This is a genomic window from Streptomyces sp. NPDC044704, from assembly GCF_056433525.1.
Genome location: NZ_JBWKGY010000007.1, coordinates 179029 through 200206, shown reverse-complemented (window position 1 = coordinate 200206; position 21178 = coordinate 179029). Strand labels below are relative to the sequence as shown.

Sequence of the window (21178 nt, the reverse complement as noted above, 5' to 3'; positions counted from 1 at the left end):
CGTCACCACCAAGGGAGTTGGGGCGACGGGGCGCATGCGTCCGGTCGCGCAGCGTGCGCGCCCGCGCCTCTTCGGCGGCTCAGTCGGTGACCAGCACCGTGTTCTCGACCGGCTCCCCGGCGGCGAACCGGCCGAGCTGGCGGGCCACCAGCCGCTTCGCCCGGGGCTCGAACGCGGAGCTGCTGCCTCCGACATGAGGGGTGATCAGGACGTTCGGGGCGTGCCAGAGCGGGTGGCCGGCGGGCAGCGGTTCGGGGTCCGTGACGTCGAGCGCGGCGCACAGCCGGCCTGACCCCACCTCCGCCAGCAGGGACTTGGTGTCGACGACGGGGCCGCGCGACACGTTCACGAGCAGGGCGCCGTCCTTCATGCGGCCGAGGAAGCCCGCGCCCGCCAGTCCCCGGGTGTCCTCGGTGAGCGGCGTGCAGAGGATCACCACGTCCGCGTCCGGGAGGAGGCGGTCCAGGTCGGCGAGGGCGTGCACCGGGCCGTGCGGGGCGGTGCGCGCGGAGCGGGCGACGCGGGTGACCGGACCGCACTCGAAGGGGACGAGCCGGTCCTCGACGGCCGCGCCGATCGATCCGTAGCCGACGATCAGGACCGACTTGTCGGCGAGGGCCTCGTAGAAGCCGTCGCGCCACTCCTCGCGGTCCTGGCCGCGCACCATGCCGGGAATGCCGCGCAGGGAGGCGAGGGTCAGGGTGAGGGCGAGTTCGGCGGTGCTGGCCTCGTGGACGCCGCGGGCGTTGCACAGCCGGACCCCGGAGGGCAGGTCGGCGAGGCCGCCGAGCACGTGGTCGATGCCCGCGGTGAGGGTCTGGACGACCCGCAGGGCGGGCATGGCCGCCAGCGGGCGCAGGGTCACGGCCTGCGACTTCATGTAAGGGGTGACGTAGAAGACGCAGTCGGCCGGGTCGGCGGGGAACTCGTCCTCGCCGTCCCACTGGCGGTAGCGGAAGGAATCGGGCAGGCCGTCGATCTCCCCGGCGGGGAAGGGGAGCCAGACGTCGCCGGTCGTTGCAGTCATGATCACGAGGCTATGCGAAGGGATCCGGATCAAGCCGTTAGTTTGAGGGCCGGACCGGGAGGGGGACGCAGGGGTGGAGCGCAGGTCGATCGGGTCGGGACCGCTGACGGTGGGAGCCATAGGGCTCGGCTGCATGCCGATGAGCTGGGCGTACGCGCCTTCGCTCCGCCGGGGCGAGGAGTCGCTGCGCACCGTCCACACGGCGCTGGACCTGGGGGCGAACCTGCTGGACACGGCCGATCTGTACGGGCCGTTCACGAACGAGCTGGTGGTGGGGCGGGTGCTGCGGGAGCGGCGTGCCGAGGCCTTCGTGTCCGCCAAGGTGGGGCTGCGGGCCGGCGAGCAGCACGTGGTGGCCGACGGGCGGCCGGGGTACGTACGACGGGCCTGCGACGCCTCGCTGCGGCGGCTGCGCACCGACGTCATCGACCTGTACCAGCTGCACCGGGTCGATCCGGACGTCCCGGTGGAGGAGACCTGGGGGGCGATGGCGGAGCTGGTGGGCGCGGGGAAGGTGCGGGCGCTCGGGTTCTGCGCGCTGGGCGCGGGGGCCGGTCCGGGGGCGGGGCGGCGCGGTGACCGGGCGTACGGGTCGACGCTGCGGCAGCTGGAGCGCGTCCAGCAGGTGTTCCCGGTGACGGCGGTGCAGGCGGAGCTGTCGGTGTGGTCGCCGGAGGCGGCGTGGCAGCTGCTGCCGTGGTGTGCGGCCCGGGGGGTGGGGGTGCTGGCGGCGATGCCGCTGGGGAGCGGGTTCCTGACCGGGACGCTGACGCCGGGGCAGGGTTTCGAGGACGCGGACGTGCGGGCGCGGCACCCGCGGTTCACGGCGCACGCCATGGCCTCGAACCAGGTGCTGGTGGCGGGGCTGCGGCGGGTGGCGCTGCGGCACGGGCCCGAGGTCACGGCGGCGCAGGTGGCGCTGGCCTGGGTACTGGCGCAGGGGCCGCACGTGGTGCCGGTGCCGGGGGCCGAGCGGGCCCGCTGGGCGGCCGAGAACGCCGGTGCGGCGGAGGTGCGGCTGACGGCCGCCGAGCTGGCCGAGATAGCGGCACTGCCGTCGGCGGTGGGAGCCTGGGACTGAGTCCCGGGCGGGCCGGGACGGGCCGCGGCCGGTCCCAGGTCCACTCGATCGGGTGTACGAGCGGTGGAACTTCGGGAGCTGCCCCGGCTGTTGGAGTCAGTGAAGGCAGGACGGCGGACCGGAGGGGAGCAGGGCGATGCGGTACGGACGGATCGGCGGGGACGGCGGCGGGAAGGGCCGGGCGGAGCGGGCGGCCGGGCAGGCGGCGGACCGGGCGGCGGGGCGGTACCCGGCCGGCGGCTCGGGGCGGCGGAGCGTGTCGGCGGCGCTCGCGCTGGCCGGGTGCGGGGTCTTGCTGGTGGCCGGCTGTTCCCCGTCGGGCGGGGCGCAGGGGGGTGCGGGCGGGTCTCCCCCGGGCTCGCCGCCGGCCGGGTCGGCGTCACCGGGGGCAGCGTCCCCGGCCCGGGCCGCGGCGGCGCCCGCGAAGGGCTCGGTGACGGTCACGGGCGAGGTCGCCAAGGGGCTGGAGTCACCGTGGGGCGTGGCCCCGCTTCCCGGCGGTGACCTGCTGGTCGCCTCGCGGGACAAGGGCACCGTCAGCCGGGTCCAGGCGGGCACGGGGACGGTCACGCCGATCGGCGAGGTCCCCGGGGTCGCGCCGGGCGGCGAGGGTGGTCTCCTGGGACTGGCCGTGTCCCCGTCGTTCGCCTCGGACCGGCTGGTGTACGCGTACTTCACGACGGAGTCCGACAACCGGATCGCCCGGATGCGCTACGACGAGCAGAGAGCGCCGGGGCAGCAGCTGGGCGCGCCCGACACGGTGCTCCGGGGCATTCCCAAGGGGTTCATCCACAACGGCGGGCGGATCGCCTTCGGTCCGGACAAGATGCTCTACGCGGGGACGGGCGAGACCGGGGAGACGGGGCTCGCGCAGGACCGGAAGTCGCTCGGCGGGAAGATCCTGCGGATGACGCCCGACGGCGATCCGGTGCACGGCAATCCCGAGGCGGACTCCGTCGTCTATTCGTACGGGCACCGCAACGTGCAGGGCCTGGCCTGGGACGCGGACAAGCGGCTGTGGGCCGCCGAGTTCGGGCAGAACACCTGGGACGAGCTGAACCTGATCGAGCCGGGCGTCAACTACGGCTGGCCGCAGGCCGAGGGGAAGGCCTCGAAGCCCGGGCTCCGGGATCCGGTGGCGGTGTGGAGGACGGACGAGGCCTCCCCGAGCGGTATCGCCTGGGCGCAGGGCTCGATCTGGATGGCCGGGCTGAAGGGGCAGCGGCTGTGGCGGATCCCGTTGGACGGGGCCGTGCCGGTGGCGGCGCCCGAGGCCTTCCTGGAGGGCGAGTACGGGCGGCTGCGCACGGTGGTTCCGCTCGGCGGGGACCGGTTGCTGCTGGTGACGAGCGAGACGGACGGACGCGGATCACCGGAGGCGGGTGACGACAGGATCCTGACCCTGACGGTGCGGTGACCGGACGAGGCCCCGGCAGGGGTGGAAGGCACGGTGGGCACGGTGTTCAACATGATCGAGGAGCTGTTCAACCCGGGGCGCAAGCACACGGACGAGGAGAAGAAGCGGCTGGAGCTGTCCCGGACCGACGTCGGCGACGGTGATCCGGGACGCGGTCCGATAGACCTCGACTCCGGCAAGGTGCTCATACGCCCCGTCGAGAAGCCCGGTGACGAGGCTCCCTAAGGGCGGACGCTGGGGGCGGGGGGTTGTGGTTGGGGGTTGGGGGCTGTGGCTATGGGCGGCCGGCGGGCACGGCCGTCGGGGCGGGCGGGGTGAGCGGGGTGAAGAGGCGTAGGCGGTGGGCGAGGGCGGCTGCCTCGCCGCGGCCGGCGACGCCCAGCTTGGCCAGGATGTTCGACACGTGGACGCTGGCCGTCTTCGGGGAGATAAAGAGTTCCTCCGCGATCTGACGGTTGGTGCTGCCCGCGGCGACCAGTCGCAGGACCTCGCGCTCGCGGCCGGTCAGGCCGAGGGCCTCGGCCGGGTCGGTGTCGGCGGCGGGCAGGGCCGGGCAGGTGTCGGCGTCGGCGTCGAGGGGGATCCGGGCGCGCTGGGCGAGCAGCGCCAGGTCCTCGCGCAGCCGGCGCGAGCCCAGCCGGTCGGCGGTGGCGTGGGCGTCGCGCAGCAGGGCGGAGGCCTCGGTGCGGTCGCCGCCCGAGGCCAGCAGGGCCTCGGCGAGCCGGTGGCGGGCCCTGGCCAGCAGGTACGGGCGGTCCAGGGGGCGGATCGCGGCCTCCACGGCCGTCCAGTCGGCGACGGTGTCGGCGGCTTCGGCCCGCAGCAGTTCGGCCCGGAAGTACTCGGCGTGGGCGGTCCACACCGGGGCCGGGGTGGCGAGGGTGCGGGCGGCGCCGCGCAGCAGGCCGAGGGCGGCGCTCCGGCCGGGGGTGGCGGCCGGCAGGCCTCGGGCGTCCGCCTCGGCGGAGGCGGCGGCGAGGAGCAGGGGCCAGGCGTAGCGGTGCTGGCCGAGCCGGAAGCCGTAGGTGACGGCCTCCTCGGTCTCGGCGCGGACGTCGGCGAGGCGGCCCTCTCCGGCGGCGATGCCGACGGCGAGGCGGTAGAGCGGGACGCGGTGCTGGGGCTGGGTGTCGTGGGTGCCGAAGTGGGCGTGCGCGGCGGCCAGTTGCTGGGCTGCCTCGGCGAGTTCGCCGCGGGCCAGGGCCAGGTAGGCCAGGCGCGCCGAGGCGGATCCGCGGGGGGCGGCGCTCTGGCCGACGCTCAGGGTGCGCCGGGCCGCTTCGGCCGCTTCGTCCCAGCGGCCGAGGCTGTACAGGCTCTCGGCCATGTTGCCGCAGACCCAGGCCTCGGTGTCCATGAGCCGGGATTGCCTGACCAGTTGGGCTCCTTGTTCGGCCAGTTCCACGGCTTCGCGGGACCGGCCCAGGCTTTCGAGTTGAGAGGTGAGGTTGATATGGGCCCTTCCCACGATCAGGGTGAGCCCGAGTTCGGTGGCCCGGTCCTTGACCGCGTGCATCTCGGCGAGTCCCGCCGTGCCGTCACCGGAGTCGGTGAGGAGGCAGCCGAGGGTGATGCGGGCGTTGAGTTCGGTGTCTTCCGCGCCGACCATGCGCGCGTACTCGACGGCGCGTTCGGCGGCGGCCAGGTTGCCGGGTCCGGGGTTGTGGAGCATGCCCCATCCGGCGGCGAGGACGAGGACGTCGGCGTGCACCTGGGACGGGGGCAGCCCCTTGACCAGTTCCTGGGCCTTGGCTATCTCCTCCCAGCCGTCGCTGCGGCCGAGGCCGGCGACGAGCCGGGAGCGTTCGGTCCAGAACCAGGCGGCGCGCAGCGGGTCGTCGCCGTCCTCGGCGAGGGTCCGCAGGGCCAGCTTGGTGATCTTCAGGGCGCGTTCGCGTTCGCCGCCGAACCGGGCCGCGACGGTGGCTTCGGCCAGCAGGTCGAGGCGCTGGAGCGGGGTGGTCGCCGGGTCGCAGCCGCAGGGCGGGTACACGTCGGTGTAGTCCGCCGGGCGCAGGCCGTCGCGCACCTCGGCCGGGGTGCTGTCCCAGAGGTCCATGGCCCGCTCCAGCAGGCTCAGCTGCTCGGAGTAGGCGTGCCTGCGCCGGGCGGTCACGGAGGCGGCGAGGACGGCGGGCAGGGATTTGCCGGGGTCGTTAGCGGCGTACCAGTAGTTGGCCAGCCGGATGACGCGTTCCTCGGCGCGGACCAGGGTCTCGTCGTCTTCCATGGCTTCGGCGTAGCGCCGGTTGACGCGGGCGCGTTCGCCGGGGAGCAGGTCGTCGCTGACGGCCTCGCGGACCAGGGAGTGGCGGAAGCGGTAGCCGTCGCCGTCGGCGGTGGCGAGGAGGATGTTGGCGCCGACGGCGGCGCGCAGGGCCTCGATCAGTTCGTCCTCGCCGAGCCGGGCCACGGCGCGCAGCAGCGGGTACTCGACGGTGGAGCCGCCTTCGGCGACCATGCGCACGACGCGCTGGGCGGCGTCCGGGAGGACTTCGACGCGGACGAGGAGCAGGTCGCGGAGGGATTCGGTGAGCCCGGTGCGGCATCCGCTCTGCCGGGAGGCGACGAGTTCCTCGACGAAGAAGGCGTTGCCGTCGGAGCGGTCGAAGACCGACTCGACGAAGGTCTCCTCGGGCTGCGAGGCGAGGATGCCGGCGAGCTGGCGGCGTACCTCGGCGCGGTTGAAGCGGGGCAGTTCGATGCGCTGGACGGTGCGGAGCCGGTCCAGTTCGGCGAGGAGCGGGCGCAGGGGGTGGCGGCGGTGGATGTCGTCGGCCCGGTAGGTGGCGACGACGACGAGCCGGCCGCTGCCGAGGGTGCGGAAGAGGTAGGCGAGCAGGTGTCGGGTGGAGGTGTCCGCCCAGTGCAGGTCCTCCAGGACGAGCACGAGGGTGCGGTCGGCGGCGAGTCGCTCCAGCATCCGGGCCGTCAGTTCGAAGAGCCGGGCGGTGCTTTCCTCGTCGTGCGGGCCGCGGGGGGTCTCGCCGAGTTCGGGCAGGATCCGGGCGAGTTCGTCCTCCTGCCCGGCGGCCGCGGCGGCGAGCTCTTCGGGGAGGTGGCGGCGCAGGGCGCGCAGGGCGGTCGAAAACGGGGCGAAGGGAAGTCCCTCCGCCCCGATCTCCACACAGCTTCCGACGGCCACCACCGCGCCGCGGCGGGTGGCCTCGCCGAGGAACTCCTCGGTCAGCCTGGTCTTGCCGACCCCGGCCTCTCCCCCGATGAGCAGGGCCTGCGGCTCCTGGTCGGCGGCGCGCGTCAGGGCGTCCACGAGTACGGCCAGTTCGTCGGCTCGGCCGACGAACACCGGGCTGACAGATCTGGTCTCCACGCCGCCGAGCATCGCACAGAGCTGCGGGTCGGTGGCACTGGATATCGCTGCGCTTCTCATCACGTATCAGTTCACGTGGTGGGCCGCGCGGACTACGCGGCGCGGGTGAAGAGGCTGCGGATCGCTCTCACCGACCCTTCGGGTTCCTGGCTTCGGGACGAGGCGCGGCGCGCCTTCTTGGCCTCCTGGACCATGCGGTACGCGTCGGCTTCGCGGATGAGGTCGGCGCGGCGGGCGTTGGCCATCTCGTACTCGAACATCTCGTACTCCCTGGTGGTGTTTCTCGGGCACCTCGTTCGGTGTGATCCAAGATTCGCTTCCCAGAGGGGGCCGCCGCATCGGGCGCATGCCGCATCTGTGCGGGGCGGGGGTCCTTAGGCCGGGGGCTCAGGCGCTGGAGAAGGGCTGGGGCGGCCTAAGGAGGTGCCTACGCGGATGTCCGCCGACGTGCGTACGGAGGTGTCTACGGGGCCTGCTCGGCGGCCGTCGGCAGGGCCACGAGGACGTCGAAGTACATGAGGCCGAACAGCAGGACGCCGAACAGGCCGAGGGCGACGGCGGCCCAGGACACGGAGCGGATCCACACCGGCAGGACACGGCCCGGGGCGCCGAAGGCGGGGCGGGCCAGGACGAACACGGCGATGAGGAGGGCGAGGGTGGACAGGACGCCGTTGACGAGGGCGGTCATGTGCCAGGCGTCGCCGTACAGCGCGGCGATCTTCTCCTTGGCGGTGGTCGCGTTGACCGATTCCAGCTGGCCGACCAGCGTCTGGCGTTCGGCGATCACGCGGGAGACCCAGCTGCCGCTGAGCGCGACCAGGGCGAGGCCGGCGGCGACGATCGAGGAGGCGGCGGCGCCGACACCGGCGTGCTCCTGGGCGGGCTCCTCTTCCTCCGTGTACTCGTCGTGCTCGTCGTGCTCGTCGCCGGGGGTGTCCGCGGTGGTGTCGGCGGGGGTGCCGGCTGCCGTGTCCTCGGTGGTGTCGGCAGGGGCGTCCGCCTCGGGAGCGGTCGGGGCGGGGGTCTTCGTGAGGTCCATGTCGCGCACGGTAGGCGGCCTTTATGAGAGGTTCCTGAGAGGCGGCCGCGGCCCTGGAGCGGTGGCGCCGCAGGTCCCGGGCGGGGGCCTGCGGCGGCGGTGGTGCCCGTGGTGGCGCCGGTGGCCGTCAGGCCTTGCGGGCGGCGGCCCATTCGTCGGCGAGGAGCGCCCACATCTCGGTGTCCTGACGGACTCCGTGGTGGAGGTAGTTCTGCCGCATGACGCCCTCGCGGGTGAACCCGAGGCGCTCGGCGACGGCGATGCTCTTCGTGTTGCCGGTGGCGACGTGCCATTCCACGCGGTGGATCCCGCGCTCCCCGATCGCCCAGTCGACGAGGATCCGGCAGGCCTTGGTGACCAGGCCCCGGCCGGCCGCTGCGGGCTCCAGCCAGCAGCCGACCTCGGCGTTGCCCCCGGCGGCGTCGAAGCTGGGGAAGAGGACTCCGCCGACCAGCGTGCCGTCGACCCGGATCCCGTAGAGCCGGGCGCCGTCCGCGGCGGCCTTCTCGGCGTTCGAGCCGAGCAGTTCGCGCGCCGAGTCGAGGTCGGTGGCGCGGTCGGGGAAACCGATGTACCGGCCGATGAACTCGCGTCCCCGGTCCATGTGCGCCAGGAACTCCTCGGCGTGCCAGACCTCCAGCGGGAACAGCTGGGCGTCGTCGGCCAGGTCTATCGCGAACATACGGGCTTCCTTACGGCTCGTGACCGGTCACCGGGACAGGGCGGCCGGTTCCGCGTGGTCCGCGTCCGGCCGCTGCGCGGGAAGTCTCGCACGGGTGCGGCGCTCCGGGGGTTCGATGCTGATGCGGGGCAGCCTGCGGTCGAGCCAGGCGGGGAGCCACCAGTTCGCCCCGCCGAGCATGTGCATGAGGGCCGGTACGAGCAGGGTGCGCAGGACGAAGGCGTCGAGGGCGACGGCGGCCGCGAGCGCGATGCCGAACATCGCGATGATCCGGTCGCCGCTCAGGACGAAGGCCAGGAAGACGGCGATCATGATGACGGCCGCCGAGTTGATGACCCGGCTGGTCTCGGCGAGGCCGACCCGGACGGCCCGCTTGTTGTCTCCGGTTTCGAGCCACTCCTCGTACATCCGGCTGACGAGGAACACCTGGTAGTCCATGGAGAGTCCGAACAGCACCGACACCATGATCACCGGGAGGAAGGGTTCGATGGGTCCGGCGCTGCCCAGGCCGAGCAGTTCGCTCCCCCAGCCCCACTGGAAGATCACCACGACGACGCCGAACGAGGAGGCGACGGCGGCGACGTTCATGGCGGCGGCCTTGAGCGGGATCCCGATGGAGCGGAAGGCCAGCAGCAGGAGGACGCAGCCGAGGGCGATGACCACGCCCACGAACAGGGGCAGCTTCCCGACGATCACCTCGGCGAAGTCGTCGTAGCCGGCCGTCACCCCGCCGACGTGGGTCTGGGCCGTGCTGCCGTGGGAGGCGCGCGGGATGACGTCGTGGCGGAGGGTGTCGACGAGCTCGCTCGTGGCCCGGGACTGCGGGGCGAAGTCGGGTACGACGGTCAGGACTGCGGTGTCCCCGCTCCGGTTGAGGACGGCCGGGCCGGCGGAGGCCACTCCGTGCGTGCCGCGCACCGCCTCGGCGATCCGGTCCACGGCGGTCCGGTCGCCGGGGCCGTCGAGGCGGGTGACGACGGTGAGGGGGCCGTTGGTGCCCGGGCCGAAGCCCTCGGCCAGCAGGTCGTAGGCCTTGCGGGTGGTGGAGCCGGCCGGGTTGTTTCCCTGGTCGGAGGTACCGAGGTGGAGCCACAGGGTGGGCAGGGCCAGCGCGACCATGACGGCGGTGGCCAGGGCCCCGAGGAGTTTGGGGTGCCGCTCGACGAAGGCGGACCAGCGGGCGGCGAAGCCGCTGGGCGACTCGGCGCGGGGGCCTTCGGCGGCGAGTCTGCGGCGCTCGCGGCGCGAGAGGGCGCGCATGCCGATGCAGGAGAGGAGGGCGGGGAGCAGGGTCACCGACGCGGCGACGGTGAGGACGACGGTGAGGGAGGCGGCTATCGCGACGCCGTCGAGGAAGTTCAGCCGCAGCACCAGCATGCCGAGCAGGGCGATGCACACGGTGGCTCCGGCGAAGACGACGGCCCGGCCGGTGGTGGCGACGGCGCTCTCGGCGGCCTCGTCGACCGCCAGCCCGCGGGCCAGGCCCTTGCGGTGCCGGGTGACGATGAACAGGGCGTAGTCGATGCCGACGCCGAGGCCGACGAGGGTGCCCAGCATGGGGGCGAAGTCGGCGACGGGCATGGCGTGCCCGAGGAGGGTGATGCCGAAGTAGGCGCTGCCGACGCTGACCAGGGCGGTGGCGATGGGCAGGAGGCTCGCGGCGAGGGAGCCGAAGGCGAGGAAGAGGACCAGGGCGGCGATGGCGACCCCGATGACCTCGGCGAGGTGGGGGCTGGGTGCTTCGGTCAGGCCGATGGCGCGGCCGCCGAGTTCCACCTGGAGGCCGTCGGCGCGGGTGGAGTCGTTCCGGGCGGCGTCGACGACGGCCCTGGCCTGGTCCTTGGGTACGGAGTCGGCGGCCCGGTCGAAGGTGACGACGGCGTAGGCGGTGCGCCCGTCGGGGCTGATCCGGGCGGCGTTCTCGGGGTCCGGGCCGTAGGGTCCGCTGACGGAGCCGATGCCGGGGAGGGCGGCGACGGTGTCGAGGGCGTGGGTCATGCGCCGTTCGACGTCCGGGGTGCGTGCGCTCTGGTGGTCCGGGGTCCGCCACACGATGGTGTCGGTGTCGCCGCCCTGGCCCTGGAAGCCTTCGCGGAGCAGGGCGTGGGCCTTCGCGGACTCGGTGCCCGGGACCTCGTAGTCGTTGGAGAACGCGGTCCCGGCGACGCCGGCGGCCACGGCGGTCCCGCCGAGGGCCAGCAGCCAGATCAGGACGGTGACCAGGCGGTGCCGCATGCACCACCGAGCGATTGCTGCCAACGGACGTGCTCCCTGGTGGTTCGGATCTTCACCGGGAGTCGGCCCGACGCAAAGAACGCTTGAACTCGTGCGGTCGGCCGCCGTCGAGGGGTCGCCCCGTCGCGGCCGGGAAGGTCTACACCTCGGCGACACGATCTCAGCGATTCGTGATCGTTGGCCCGTTTCGTGTGCATCGTCACAGGCCGCCGGGGAAATGCGGGACCTCGGTCAACCGTCGGCGGGGTCGGACGGAAGGTCGGCGCGGTAGCCGGGCAGGGAGGGCCACCGGACGGTGAGGACGACGGTGTCCTCCTCCGCGTACCAGGAGTGGTCGACGCCGCGCCCCCAGACGACGTAGTCCCCCTGTTCGGCGAGGACCACGGTGCGGCCGGGGAACTCCAGCCGGAAGCGGCCGCTGATGAGCACCTGCAGCGCGGTGCGTCGCTCCCCGGTGACCCAGCGCTCGCGCGTCTCGCCCTTGGGGTGGACGCCCCACTTGATCTCCACGTCCTCGCTGTGCCGGGGGTCGCCGGGCGGCTTGAAGTGGCCGAGGAGCCAGCCCCGGTCGGTGGCGGCGTCGGGGGTGGCCTTGCCGGTGTAGACGGCCGGGTCCTGGCCGGCGGCGTTCTCGTCCACGGGGTCCCCGTTCACGGGAAGAGCGTTCACGGGGTGAGGCTAATGCAGTTGTCGGGGCGGTCCGGCAGCTGGTCAGCTGGCCCGATGACCAAGGCGATGAATAGTGAAGAGCTGCTGGACGTGCGCGACCGCTACGACGCGCAGATGCGCCGGGACGCGGTGCCCGACGTGGCGGCGGCGCGGGTGGAACGGGCGGGCGCGGTCGTGCGGCAGACCTCGCCGGGGCTCGGCTGGAACGGCGTGCTCTGGTCGGACCTCGACGAGGGGAACGCGGACGCGGAGATCGCGGCGCAGGTGGCGTTCTTCTCGGCGCGGGACGGGGAGGAGGGCGGGGCGGAGTTCGAGTGGAAGCTGTACTCCCACGACCGTCCCGCGGACCTCGGGGAGCGGCTGCGGGCGGCGGGCTTCGTGCCGGAGCCGCCTGAGACGCTGCTGGTGGCACGGACCGCCGACCTGGCCGCGCTGCCGGTGGAGCCGCCGGAGGGGATCACCTTGCGGGTGGTGACGGACGAGACCGGAGTGGATCTCATGATGGAGGTCCACCGCCGCGCCTTCGGCACCGAGCGGCCGCGGATCCGGGAGACGATGCTGCGCCTGCTGCGCGACGAGCCGGAGACGATCGAGGCCGTGGTGGCGATGGCCGGGGACGTGCCGGTGAGCGCGGCCCGGATGGAGATGCGGCCGGGGTGCTCGTTCGCGGGCCTGTGGGGCGGCGGCACCGACCCGGGCTGGCGCGGCCGGGGCATCTACCGGCTGCTGGTGGCCCACCGCGCCCGCGTGGCGGCGGAGCGGGGCGTCCCGTACCTCCAGGTGGACGCGTCGGACGACAGCCGGCCGATCCTGGAACGCCTCGGCTTCGGGGTGCTGGGGGTCACGGTCCCCTACGTGTGGCAGGGCTGAGGCCCTTTCGGGGAGGCGGGGGGACGGGCAAGATCGATCGCATGGACAGCTCCGAGCACACCGAAGCGGCCGCCGCCGCGCCCGTCGTCCAGGGCGTCGAGCGGGTCGGCCCGCCCCTCACCGCAGGCGAACGCGAAACGCTGCGGGCCTACCTCGACTTCCACCGCGCCACGCTCGCCCTGAAGTGCGAGGGCCTCGGCGACGCGGACCTGCGCCGCCGCGCCTCCCCGCCCTCCTCCCTCTCGCTGCTGGCGCTGGTGCGGCACATGGCCGAGGTCGAGCGGCAATGGTTCCGCCGCACCCTGGGCGACGGCGGGCCGGACGTGCCGCACGTGTGGTCCGACCGGCACGACTTCCAGGCCGCCTACGACACGACGGGCGCCACGATGGAGGAGGCGTACGCCGCCTGGCAGGCCGAGGTGGAGCACTCCCGGGGCGTCGAGGCGGGGCTGGAGTCGCTCGACGTGACACGGCACGTCGCCAAGTGGAAGGAAGACGTCTCGGCCCGCGTCGTGATGCTGCACATGATCCACGAGTACGCCCGCCACAACGGTCACGCCGACTTCCTCCGCGAGGCCGTCGACGGCACGGTCGGCGCGTGACCGGTCCGGGGCCGGAGCGTGCGGCGCGCCACCGGTCCGGGCGTGAGCGGCCGGCGCGTCCGCGGGCGCGTCAGGCGGCGCGCCAGTAGCCCAGGCTGTTGACCCGCTGCTTCGGCAGGGCCAGGTCCTTGCGCAGGTACGCCGTCAGGGCGCGGGTGGTGGCGGTGTCGCAGGCCAGCCACACGTACGCCGAGGCGGGGTCCGCCACCAGCTCCGGCAGCTCGGCCCGGACCCGGTCGGCCAGCGCCGCCCCGGCCCGCTCCACGCGCCGGACGTCGTGCCGGTCGGCGTCGGCCCGCAGCGGCAGGTCGGCGTCCGAGGCGTGCTGCGTCTCGAACCAGACGGTGGCCGGGGTCCGCGGGTACGCGTCCAGCAGGGAGTTGATCGCGGGCAGGGAGGCCGCGTCGCCGATCACCAGCAGCCGCTCGGGCGCCGGGTCGGGCGCGGTGAAGCCGGTGCCCTGGACGGTGGCGTCGACGGTGTCGCCGGGCTTGGCGGTCCGCGCCCACCGGCTGGCGAGCCCGTCGTGCAGGGCGAACTCGAAGGCGAAGGTCCCGGTGGCCGGGTCGGGGTCCACCAGGGTGTAGGCCCGCTGGTGCGGCCGGCTGCCGCCCTCGAACCAGACCCGGACCCACATGGTCGGGTGGAGGGACTCCCCGGCCGCCGCCAGCAGCCCGCCGTCGGTGAAGCGGATCCGCCGGAAGTGGTCGGTGACCTCCTCGACGCCCGTCACCGTGAACGTGAAGTCCTTGCCCCTCAGCAGCTTGAGGACCACGCCCTCCCAGCCCTTGCCTGCGGCCATGCCCACCCCTTCACCGGCCCGATAGTTAGGTCACCCTAACCCAAGCCTTCGAAGGTGGGTACGAGCAGCACCCGGACCGCGCCCCACGGCCCGGACGGCCCGCTTCAGTGAGCCGCCAGGAACTCCCCGACCAGAGCCGCCCACTCGGCGGGCCGCTCGGCGAACGGCAGGTGCCCCGTGGCGAGTTCCACGGTGCGGGCGCCGGGCAGGGCGTCCGCGAGTTCCCGCTGGAGGGCGGGCGGCACGAGCCGGTCCCCGGTGGTGACGATGACGAGGGCCGGTACGTCGAGCCGCGCGAGCTCGGCACGCAGGTCGGCGTTCTTCACCAGGGCGGCATGGTCGCCACCCCCGGGCGGCATGGAGGCCGCGGACACCTTCACCATGACGTCCAGCTCCTCGGGGGTCAGCGCCTCCAGCTGCCCGGCGCTGAACCCGAGCGGTATGAGGAGCCGCGCGAGCAGCTCGTTCTCCCCGCGCCGGCCCAGCTCGGACCACAGGTCCGCGAGGAGCCCGAGCCCGTAACCGGCCCGCGCGAAGGTCGCGGTCAGCACGAGCGCGGTGACCCGCTCGGGATACCGCGCGGCGATCCGTACGGCGACGTTCCCGCCGAGGGAGTAGCCGAGCACCGCGAACCGCTCCAGCCCCTCGGCGTCGGCGGCGGCCACCAACTGGTCCGCCAGCTGGTCCAGTTCCAGCGGTTCGGTGGCGCGCGGGGTGCCCCCGGTGCCGGGGTAGTCGACGCCGACGACGCTGTGGGTCGCGGCGAAGGCGTCCAGGACCGGGCCGAAGTTGGCCTGCACCGATCCGCCCCCGCCATGGGCCAGCAGCAGGCCGGGGCCGCCGCTCTCCTTGCGGACGGTGCGGGCGTAGGGGGTGTTCGTGGTGACGGGCACGGCGGACCTCGGCATTTCCGTAGCGGCAGTTACAGATCAGACCGTACCCGATTTCAGTAACGTCCGCTACAGAAATGGCCCGTACGCCGATCCTGTACGGGTGGCGTACGGGCACAAAGCGGGTCGGCGGCCCGCCGGATGGGGAAGGGTGCAGCATGCCCCACAGCAGCAAGAGCCACCGCAACAGGCCGCAGCGCAACGCCTCTTGGAAGGTCGTCGGCGTCATGCTGGCCCACCACCGCAAACGTGCCCTGCTCACCCAGGAACAGCTGGCCGAACGGGTCTACTGCGACGGCGAGTCGATCGCCTCGGTGGAACAGGGCCGCCGTGCGCTCTCCGTCAAACTGGCCGTCCTCATCGACGAGGTGCTCGGCACCCACGGCGCGATGCGCACGGCGGCGGAGGCCATTCCGCGGCGCGAGCGGTACCCGGCGTTCGCCCGGGAGTACATGGAGCACGAGGAGGAGGCGCTCAGCCTGTTCACCTACGAGAACGCCTCGATCCCCGGGCTCCTCCAAACCCCGGAGTACGCGGCGGCCGTCTTCTCGAACTTCTACCCGCCACTGCCCGCCGACCAGATCAGCCAGCAGACCGAGGACCGGATCGCACGCCAGTCCCTCTTCCAGCGCACACCCCAGCCGCCGGTGATGCACTTCATCATCGAGGAGCACGTGCTGAAGCGGCCGATCGGCGGCCCGGAGGTGCTACGCGGGCAGCTACGGCACCTGCGCGAGATGACCGAACTGCCCTTCGTGGACATCCAGATCATCCTCACCGATCGCGAGACGCATGCCGGCCTGGCGGGCCCTTTGGTGTTGCTGGAAACCCCCGACCACGAACAGCTCGGCTACCTGGAGGGGCAGCACGTCAGCTTCCTCCAGGACGACCCCGACGAGGTCCATCTCCTCCATCTCAAATATGGGATGCTGCGTTCGCAGGCCCTGTCGCTCGAAGACAGCAAGCGCCTGCTGGACGAGCTGCTAGGAGAGTCATGACGCACCAACTGGCCTGGTTCAAGTCGAGCTACAGCGGTGATGCGGGTGGCGACTGCCTCGAAGTCGCCTACCACTGGCGCAAGTCGAGCCACAGTAGTGACGCGGGCGGCAACTGCGTCGAGGTCGCCGCCCATCCCGCCGCCGTCCACGTCCGCGATTCCAAGGTCACCGACGGCCCGGTCCTCACCGTCGCCCCGGCCACCTGGACGGCGTTCCTCGCCGGGGCGGGGTCCTAACCCTCCCCCGCGAGGCGCCTCTTGTGCGCCTTCCTCGCCACCTTCCGGAAGCGCTCGCGCAGCACCTCCGCGCGGGCTCCCCGGGTCTTCATCGCATGGCAGTTGGGGCACAGGGCGATCATGCGCTTCGGGTGGTCCCGCCCGCCCGAGGCGTGGTCGTCGATGTGATCGACCTCCAGGAGCGGCTCCCCGCGCACGGTCGTGTCCTGCGGCATTCCGCCGCAGTCCGGGTTCTCGCAGCGGCCCCCGCAGCGCTCCAGCACGGCTTCGACCGCCCTCGGGTCCCGGTACCGCTCGACCGTCGCCGGGCGTTCGACGGTCCGCAGCCGCGTCGCCGCCTCGTCGGCCTTGATGGCCCGGCACAGCCGCCGGTACGGGTCCTGCGCCGGAGCCGGGGTCGGGGCCGCCGGTTCCGCGTCCGCGTACCGCCCGAAGTAGGCGGCTGCCCCGGCCGGCAGGAGCGTCAGTGTCGGGCGGGCCTTGAGGTGCGCCCGTACCTCCTCGGGCAGCCCCGGGTAGGGCTCGTCCCCCTCGACGGTCAGCCAGTTCACCGCCCGACGCCGGGCGAAGGCCCGGTCCCGCGTCTCGACGTAGTAGGCCGGTCCCGCCACCACCCCCACGTGCACGTCGTACGGAGCCTTCGCGGCCACGACGACGTCCCCCTCGGACATCCGGTCGACGAACGACTGCACCGCCCTGGTGACCCGGTAGACCTTGGACTCCGACCAGCCGGGCTGCTCGGCCCTCACCAGGTCACGGGCCGCCTCCGGACTCAGTCCCACCGGTATCTCGGGCGCCTCGCGCCAGTCCATGGCGCAGTATCCGTCGGCCACCCACTCCAGTACCCGGTAGATCCCGGTCTGGTGCTCGAACCCGCGGGCGAGCCAGTACCTGCGTTCCACCTCGTTCCCCATGCGCGGAAGGCTACGTGTGCGATCACCTGCTCCCCGAAGGAGCCCCCCGTCCGCCGATCCGCCCACCCTGGAGGGAAGTTGACCACCGAACCGCCCTCGAACGCCCCGCCCGTGGTCCTGGTCGCCGCGGCCGGAACGGCGGCCGGCACCTGGGCCCCGCTCCTGCCCGCGCTCCGGGCGCACATCCGGGTGATCGCCCAGGACTGGTCCGGGCCGCCGACGCGCTGTCCGGGGCCCTGCTCCTGCTGCGGCGCACGCCGGGGGCCCGGACCGTACGGGCCGAGTACGGGCTGGCGGCCCGGCACGCGGCGGAGCTGCGCCGGCTGCGAGCCGCCCGCGCGCTGCCCGACGTACCGGTGTCGGTGCTCAGCGCCACGCGCGGACTCCCCCGGCGGCTGCGGGCGCGCTGGACGGGGCTCCAGGCCGGGGTGGCGGCGGGCGTGGCCCGGGGGCGGCACGCCGAGGTGGCGAACGCCGGGCACTACCTCCACGAGGACCGGCCCGAGGAGGTCGCGCGGGCCGTCCTGGACGTGGTCGGGCGGGTCCGGGGACGGTGAGTGCGGGTCGCGCCCCCGCCGCACGCGGTGGCGCGGAAGGGCCCCGCACCCCCGTCGGGGGTGCGGGGCCCTTCCGGCCGTGCGGTGAGGGGTCAGCCCTCGGTGACGCCCAGGCGCTCCAGGATGAGTTCCTTGACGCGCGCGGCGTCGGCCTGGCCGCGGGTGGTCTTCATGACCGCACCGACCAGCGCGCCGACGGCCGCGATCTTGCCGCCGCGGATCTTGTCCGCGATGGCCGCGTTGCCCGCGATGGCCTCGTCCACGGCCGCGCCGAGCGCGCCCTCGTCCGAGACGACCTTCAGGCCGCGCTTGTCGACGACCTCGTCCGGGGTGCCCTCGCCGGCGAGGACGCCCTCGATGACCTGGCGGGCCAGCTTGTCGTTGAGCGAGCCGTCCGCGACCAGCGCCGCGACCCGGGCCACCTGGGCCGGGGTGATCGGCAGCTCGTCGACGACGACGCCCTGCTCGTTGGCGTTGCGGGCCAGCTCGCCCATCCACCACTTGCGCGCCGCGGCCGAGTCCGCACCCGCCTCGATCGTGGCGACGATGGAGTCCACCGCGCCCGCGTTGAGGATCGACTGCATGTCGTGCTCGGTGACGCCCCACTCCTCGCGGAGCCGGTTGCGGCGCACGCGCGGCATCTCGGGCAGACCGCCGCGCAGCTCCTCGACCCAGTCGCGGGCCGGGGCCACGGGCACCAGGTCGGGCTCCGGGAAGTACCGGTAGTCCTCGGCGTTGTCCTTGATGCGGCCGGCCGTGGTGGAGCCGTCCTCCTCGTGGAAGTGCCGGGTCTCCTGCACGATCGTGCCGCCCGACGAGAGCACCGCCGCGTGGCGCTGGATCTCGAAGCGGGCCGCGCGCTCGACGGAACGCAGGGAGTTGACGTTCTTGGTCTCCGAGCGGGTGCCGAACTCGGACTCGGGGGTCGGGCGCAGCGACAGGTTCACGTCGCAGCGCATCTGGCCCTTGTCCATGCGGGCCTCGGAGACGCCGAGCGCCTTGATGACCTCGCGCAGCTCGGCGACGTACGCCTTGGCGACCTCGGGGGCCCGCTCGCCCGCGCCCTCGATGGGCTTGGTGACGATCTCGATGAGCGGGATGCCGGCGCGGTTGTAGTCCAGCAGGGAGTGGGAGGCGCCGTGGATGCGGCCGGTGGCGCCGCCGACGTGCAGCGACTTGCCGGTGTCCTCCTCCATGTGGGCGCGCTCGATCTCCACGCGGAAGATCTCGCCGTCCTCCAGCTGTACGTCGAGGAAGCCGTTGAAGGCGATCGGCTCGTCGTACTGGGAGGTCTGGAAGTTCTTCGGCATGTCCGGGTAGAAGTAGTTCTTCCGGGCGAAGCGGCACCACTCGGCGATCTCGCAGTTCAGCGCGAGACCGATCTTGATGGCGGACTCGACGCCGATCGCGTTGACGACCGGGAGGGAGCCGGGCAGACCGAGGCAGGTGGGGCAGGTCTGCGAGTTGGGCTCGGCGCCCAGCTCGGTCGAACAGCCGCAGAACATCTTGGTCTTGGTGCCGAGCTCGACATGGACCTCAAGGCCCATGACGGGGTCGAACGAGGCGAGAGCGTCCTCGTACGACAGGAGTTCGGTGAAGGTGGTCACGGTGAAACTTTCCCTCTCAGCCCAGCAGGACGTCGTCGTCGCCCAGGCGCTTCAGCTCGCGGTACAGGATCGCGAGGCCGGTGACGATGGCGGCGGCGGACACGGCGGCGTCGATCAGCTTCAGCGTGTCGTGCTCGACGCGGGCCTTCTTGACCTGCTTGATCACGCTCAGGGCGCCGAAGGCGGTGGTGCCGATCGACAGGTAGGTCCCGGTCTTGGACTTCTTGAAGCCCTTGGCCTTGGACAGTGCACTGGTGCTCACAGCGACGGTGCCTCCTCAAGCAGCGGGTGACCCCAGCGTGCGACGAAGGCGGCCTCGACGGCGGCACCGACCTTGTACAGGCGGTCGTCCTTCATCGCCGGGGCGATGATCTGGAGCCCGACGGGGAGACCGTCCTCCGGGGCCAGGCCGCAGGGCAGCGACATGGCGGAGTTGCCGGCCAGGTTGGTCGGGATGGTGCACAGGTCCGCGAGGTACATGGCCAGCGGGTCGTCGGTGCGCTCACCGATGGCGAAGGCGGTGGTCGGGGTCGTCGGGGAGACGATGACGTCGACCTGCTCGAAGGACTTCTCGAAGTCCTGCGTGATGAGCGTGCGGACCTTCTGGGCCGAGCCGTAGTACGCGTCGTAGTAGCCGGAGCTGAGCGCGTACGTGCCGAGGATGATGCGGCGCTTGACCTCGTCGCCGAAGCCGGCTTCGCGGGTCAGGGCCGTGACGTCCTCGGCGGACTTGGTGCCGTCGTCGCCGACGCGCAGGCCGTAGCGCATGGCGTCGAAGCGGGCCAGGTTCGAGGAGCACTCGGACGGCGCGATCAGGTAGTACGCGGCCATCGCGAGGTCGAAGGACGGGCAGTCCAGCTCGACGATCTCGGCGCCGAGCTCCTTGAGGAGCTCCACCGACTCGTTGAAGCGCTGGACGACGCCGGCCTGGTAGCCCTCGCCGGCGAACTGCTTGACGACGCCGACGCGCATGCCGGCGACGGAGCCGTTGCGGGCCGCCTCGACGACCGGCGGGACCGGGGCGTCGATGGAGGTCGAGTCGAGCGGGTCGTGGCCGGCGATGACCTCGTGCAGGAGGGCCGCGTCCAGGACCGTACGGGCGCAGGGACCGCCCTGGTCGAGGGAGGAGGAGAAGGCGACCATGCCGTAGCGGGAGACGCCGCCGTACGTGGGCTTCACGCCGACGGTGCCGGTGACGGCGGCGGGCTGGCGGATGGAACCGCCGGTGTCCGTGCCGATGGCGAGCGGGGCCTGGAAGGCGGCCAGCGCGGCCGCGGAGCCGCCGCCGGAGCCGCCGGGGATGCGGGTGAGGTCCCACGGGTTGCCGGTGGGGCCGTAGGCGCTGTTCTCGGTGGAGGACCCCATGGCGAACTCGTCCATGTTGGTCTTGCCGAGGATGACGACGTCGGCTTCCTTCAGCTTGCGCGTCAGGGTGGCGTCGTAGGGCGGGATCCAGCCTTCGAGGATCTTCGAACCGACGGTGGTCGGGACCCCGACGGTGGTGAAGATGTCCTTGAGGGCGAGCGGTACGCCGGCCAGCGGGCCGAGCTTCTCGCCGGCCGCGCGCTTCGCGTCGACGGCGCGGGCCTGGGCGAGGGCGCCCTCGCGGTCGACGTGCAGGAAGGCGTGGACCTTCTCGTCGGTCGCGTCGATGCGGGCCAGGTGGGCTTCGGTGACCTCGACGGCCGTGAGTTCGCCGGAGGCGATCTTCTCGGCGGTCTCGGCGGCCGTGAGCTTGATGATGTGCGTGTCGGTCATGGCTGTTAGTCCTCCCCCAGGATCTGCGGCACCTTGAAACGCTGCTGCTCCTGGGCGGGAGCGCCGGAAAGCGCCTGCTCGGGGGTGAGCGACGGACGGACCTCGTCCGCGCGCATGACGTTGGTCAGCGGCAGCGGGTGGGAGGTCGGCGGGACGTCTTGGTCGGCGACCTCGGAGACGCGGGCGACCGCGCCGATGATGTCGTCGAGCTGTCCGGCGAAGTGATCCAGCTCGTTGCTGGACAGCTCAAGGCGCGCCAGCCGAGCGAGGTGGACGACCTCCTCGCGCGTAATGCCAGGCATGCAGCGATCCTCTGGGGGTGGGTGGACGTGTGGTTTGGTCCCAATCCTATGGGGCCCGCCCCCCGACGCACTAAACGGTTACCGCCGGGCCCGGACACGGGAACCGCGGCCGGGCCGTCCGGGCGGCCTACCGGCCCGGTCCGCCGGCCCGGTCCGCCGAC

22 protein-coding genes are annotated in these 21178 nt (G+C 73.0%); 8 read left to right on the top strand and 14 right to left on the bottom strand.

Annotated features, from left to right (window positions below; translation table 11 throughout):
* Positions 1-79: 79 nt before the first annotated feature.
* Positions 80-1027 (bottom strand): 2-hydroxyacid dehydrogenase, encoded by a 948-nt coding sequence (locus AC07B0_RS19680; protein ID WP_478898643.1) that lies wholly within the window; start codon positions 1025-1027, stop codon positions 80-82.
* A 73-nt stretch (positions 1028-1100) separates the two neighbouring features.
* On the opposite strand from AC07B0_RS19680, the gene AC07B0_RS19675 reads away from it, so the two are divergent.
* The 3 genes from AC07B0_RS19675 to AC07B0_RS19665 all read left to right on the top strand — a co-directional run bounded on the left by AC07B0_RS19675 (position 1101) and on the right by AC07B0_RS19665 (position 3750).
* Positions 1101-2108, top strand: a complete 1008-nt coding sequence (locus tag AC07B0_RS19675; protein WP_469381518.1) for an aldo/keto reductase — start codon at positions 1101-1103, stop codon at positions 2106-2108.
* A 136-nt stretch (positions 2109-2244) separates the two neighbouring features.
* Complete coding sequence (locus AC07B0_RS19670) at positions 2245-3525, top strand: PQQ-dependent sugar dehydrogenase (RefSeq protein ID WP_469381519.1); 1281 nt, start codon at positions 2245-2247, stop codon at positions 3523-3525.
* Between the two features lie 42 nt (positions 3526-3567).
* Positions 3568-3750 (top strand): DUF6191 domain-containing protein, encoded by a 183-nt coding sequence (locus AC07B0_RS19665; protein WP_467290736.1) that lies wholly within the window; start codon positions 3568-3570, stop codon positions 3748-3750.
* A 49-nt stretch (positions 3751-3799) separates the two neighbouring features.
* On the opposite strand, the gene AC07B0_RS19660 is transcribed toward AC07B0_RS19665, so the two are convergent.
* The 6 genes from AC07B0_RS19660 to AC07B0_RS19635 all read right to left on the bottom strand — a co-directional run bounded on the left by AC07B0_RS19660 (position 3800) and on the right by AC07B0_RS19635 (position 11451).
* Positions 3800-6868, bottom strand: a complete 3069-nt coding sequence (locus AC07B0_RS19660; protein ID WP_478863604.1) for a helix-turn-helix transcriptional regulator — start codon at positions 6866-6868, stop codon at positions 3800-3802.
* Positions 6869-6948: 80 nt separating this feature from the next.
* Positions 6949-7116 carry a hypothetical protein gene (locus AC07B0_RS19655; protein ID WP_356878276.1) on the bottom strand — a complete coding sequence of 56 codons (168 nt, stop codon included), beginning with the start codon at positions 7114-7116 and terminating at the stop codon, positions 6949-6951.
* Positions 7117-7319: 203 nt separating this feature from the next.
* Positions 7320-7895 (bottom strand): hypothetical protein, encoded by a 576-nt coding sequence (locus tag AC07B0_RS19650; RefSeq protein ID WP_469381521.1) that lies wholly within the window; start codon positions 7893-7895, stop codon positions 7320-7322.
* A 127-nt stretch (positions 7896-8022) separates the two neighbouring features.
* Complete coding sequence (locus tag AC07B0_RS19645; RefSeq protein ID WP_469381523.1) at positions 8023-8577, bottom strand: GNAT family N-acetyltransferase; 555 nt, start codon at positions 8575-8577, stop codon at positions 8023-8025.
* 27 nt (positions 8578-8604) lie between these two features.
* Positions 8605-10836 (bottom strand): MMPL family transporter, encoded by a 2232-nt coding sequence (locus AC07B0_RS19640; RefSeq protein WP_478863262.1) that lies wholly within the window; start codon positions 10834-10836, stop codon positions 8605-8607.
* Positions 10837-11043: 207 nt separating this feature from the next.
* A complete protein-coding gene (locus tag AC07B0_RS19635) occupies positions 11044-11451 on the bottom strand; it encodes a cupin domain-containing protein (protein ID WP_356878323.1) in 408 nt (135 codons plus the stop codon).
* Between the two features lie 84 nt (positions 11452-11535).
* On the opposite strand from AC07B0_RS19635, the gene AC07B0_RS19630 reads away from it, so the two are divergent.
* Both AC07B0_RS19630 and AC07B0_RS19625 read left to right on the top strand, forming a co-directional pair.
* Positions 11536-12351 (top strand): GNAT family N-acetyltransferase, encoded by an 816-nt coding sequence (locus tag AC07B0_RS19630; RefSeq protein ID WP_478863263.1) that lies wholly within the window; start codon positions 11536-11538, stop codon positions 12349-12351.
* 41 nt (positions 12352-12392) lie between these two features.
* Positions 12393-12953 (top strand): DinB family protein, encoded by a 561-nt coding sequence (locus AC07B0_RS19625; protein ID WP_356878280.1) that lies wholly within the window; start codon positions 12393-12395, stop codon positions 12951-12953.
* 70 nt (positions 12954-13023) lie between these two features.
* Here AC07B0_RS19625 and AC07B0_RS19620 read toward each other — a convergent pair whose 3' ends face one another.
* Both AC07B0_RS19620 and AC07B0_RS19615 read right to left on the bottom strand, forming a co-directional pair.
* Positions 13024-13755, bottom strand: a complete 732-nt coding sequence (locus AC07B0_RS19620; RefSeq protein ID WP_469381531.1) for a siderophore-interacting protein — start codon at positions 13753-13755, stop codon at positions 13024-13026.
* Positions 13756-13859: 104 nt separating this feature from the next.
* A complete protein-coding gene (locus AC07B0_RS19615; RefSeq protein ID WP_478898642.1) occupies positions 13860-14648 on the bottom strand; it encodes an alpha/beta fold hydrolase in 789 nt (262 codons plus the stop codon).
* A gap of 155 nt (positions 14649-14803) precedes the next feature.
* Here AC07B0_RS19615 and AC07B0_RS19610 point away from each other — a divergent pair, with 155 nt between their 5' ends.
* Together AC07B0_RS19610 and AC07B0_RS19605 are read left to right on the top strand one after the other, a co-directional pair.
* Positions 14804-15643: a helix-turn-helix domain-containing protein gene (locus AC07B0_RS19610; protein WP_469381535.1), complete on the top strand. Its 840-nt coding sequence runs from the start codon at positions 14804-14806 to the stop codon at positions 15641-15643.
* A complete protein-coding gene (locus tag AC07B0_RS19605) occupies positions 15640-15879 on the top strand; it encodes a DUF397 domain-containing protein (protein ID WP_469381537.1) in 240 nt (79 codons plus the stop codon). Before AC07B0_RS19610 ends, AC07B0_RS19605 begins: the two co-directional genes overlap by 4 nt.
* Here AC07B0_RS19605 and AC07B0_RS19600 read toward each other — a convergent pair.
* Positions 15876-16793, bottom strand: coding sequence for an HNH endonuclease (locus AC07B0_RS19600; RefSeq protein ID WP_478898641.1), 918 nt, complete (start codon positions 16791-16793; stop codon positions 15876-15878). The genes AC07B0_RS19605 and AC07B0_RS19600 overlap by 4 nt on opposite strands.
* A gap of 14 nt (positions 16794-16807) precedes the next feature.
* Here AC07B0_RS19600 and AC07B0_RS19595 point away from each other — a divergent pair, with 14 nt between their 5' ends.
* The gene (locus AC07B0_RS19595) at positions 16808-17350 is read left to right on the top strand and encodes an alpha/beta fold hydrolase (RefSeq protein WP_478898640.1); all 543 of its coding nucleotides are present in this window, start codon (positions 16808-16810) and stop codon (positions 17348-17350) included.
* 92 nt (positions 17351-17442) lie between these two features.
* Here the strand turns inward: AC07B0_RS19595 and gatB are convergent, their stop codons facing one another.
* Genes gatB through gatC form a run of 4 tightly spaced genes read right to left on the bottom strand, consistent with a single transcriptional unit; the run spans position 17443 to position 21017 of the window.
* Positions 17443-18957: an Asp-tRNA(Asn)/Glu-tRNA(Gln) amidotransferase subunit GatB gene (gatB, locus tag AC07B0_RS19590; protein WP_356878287.1), complete on the bottom strand. Its 1515-nt coding sequence runs from the start codon at positions 18955-18957 to the stop codon at positions 17443-17445.
* 16 nt (positions 18958-18973) lie between these two features.
* Entirely contained in the window at positions 18974-19219 is a 246-nt protein-coding gene (locus tag AC07B0_RS19585; RefSeq protein ID WP_356878288.1) for a hypothetical protein, read from the bottom strand.
* On the bottom strand, positions 19216-20715 hold the full coding sequence (gatA, locus tag AC07B0_RS19580; protein WP_356878289.1) for an Asp-tRNA(Asn)/Glu-tRNA(Gln) amidotransferase subunit GatA: 1500 nt from the start codon (positions 20713-20715) through the stop codon (positions 19216-19218). The genes AC07B0_RS19585 and gatA overlap by 4 nt, the downstream gene beginning before the upstream one ends.
* Before the next feature lie 5 nt (positions 20716-20720).
* Positions 20721-21017, bottom strand: coding sequence for an Asp-tRNA(Asn)/Glu-tRNA(Gln) amidotransferase subunit GatC (gene gatC, locus AC07B0_RS19575; RefSeq protein WP_030030671.1), 297 nt, complete (start codon positions 21015-21017; stop codon positions 20721-20723).
* Positions 21018-21178: the final 161 nt, after the last annotated feature.

Coding starts and splice junctions, on each gene's coding strand:
- AC07B0_RS19680 (WP_478898643.1), bottom strand. CDS start 1,027: ATGACTGCAACGACCGGCGACGTCTGGCTCCCCTTCCCCGCCGGGGAG.
- AC07B0_RS19670 (WP_469381519.1), top strand. CDS start 2,245: ATGCGGTACGGACGGATCGGCGGGGACGGCGGCGGGAAGGGCCGGGCG.
- AC07B0_RS19660 (WP_478863604.1), bottom strand. CDS start 6,868: ATGCTCGGCGGCGTGGAGACCAGATCTGTCAGCCCGGTGTTCGTCGGC.
- AC07B0_RS19655 (WP_356878276.1), bottom strand. CDS start 7,116: ATGTTCGAGTACGAGATGGCCAACGCCCGCCGCGCCGACCTCATCCGC.
- AC07B0_RS19650 (WP_469381521.1), bottom strand. CDS start 7,895: ATGGACCTCACGAAGACCCCCGCCCCGACCGCTCCCGAGGCGGACGCC.
- AC07B0_RS19645 (WP_469381523.1), bottom strand. CDS start 8,577: ATGTTCGCGATAGACCTGGCCGACGACGCCCAGCTGTTCCCGCTGGAG.
- AC07B0_RS19630 (WP_478863263.1), top strand. CDS start 11,536: ATGACCAAGGCGATGAATAGTGAAGAGCTGCTGGACGTGCGCGACCGC.
- AC07B0_RS19625 (WP_356878280.1), top strand. CDS start 12,393: ATGGACAGCTCCGAGCACACCGAAGCGGCCGCCGCCGCGCCCGTCGTC.
- AC07B0_RS19620 (WP_469381531.1), bottom strand. CDS start 13,755: ATGGCCGCAGGCAAGGGCTGGGAGGGCGTGGTCCTCAAGCTGCTGAGG.
- AC07B0_RS19610 (WP_469381535.1), top strand. CDS start 14,804: ATGCCCCACAGCAGCAAGAGCCACCGCAACAGGCCGCAGCGCAACGCC.
- AC07B0_RS19605 (WP_469381537.1), top strand. CDS start 15,640: ATGACGCACCAACTGGCCTGGTTCAAGTCGAGCTACAGCGGTGATGCG.
- AC07B0_RS19600 (WP_478898641.1), bottom strand. CDS start 16,793: ATGGGGAACGAGGTGGAACGCAGGTACTGGCTCGCCCGCGGGTTCGAG.
- gatA (WP_356878289.1), bottom strand. CDS start 20,715: ATGACCGACACGCACATCATCAAGCTCACGGCCGCCGAGACCGCCGAG.
- gatC (WP_030030671.1), bottom strand. CDS start 21,017: ATGCCTGGCATTACGCGCGAGGAGGTCGTCCACCTCGCTCGGCTGGCG.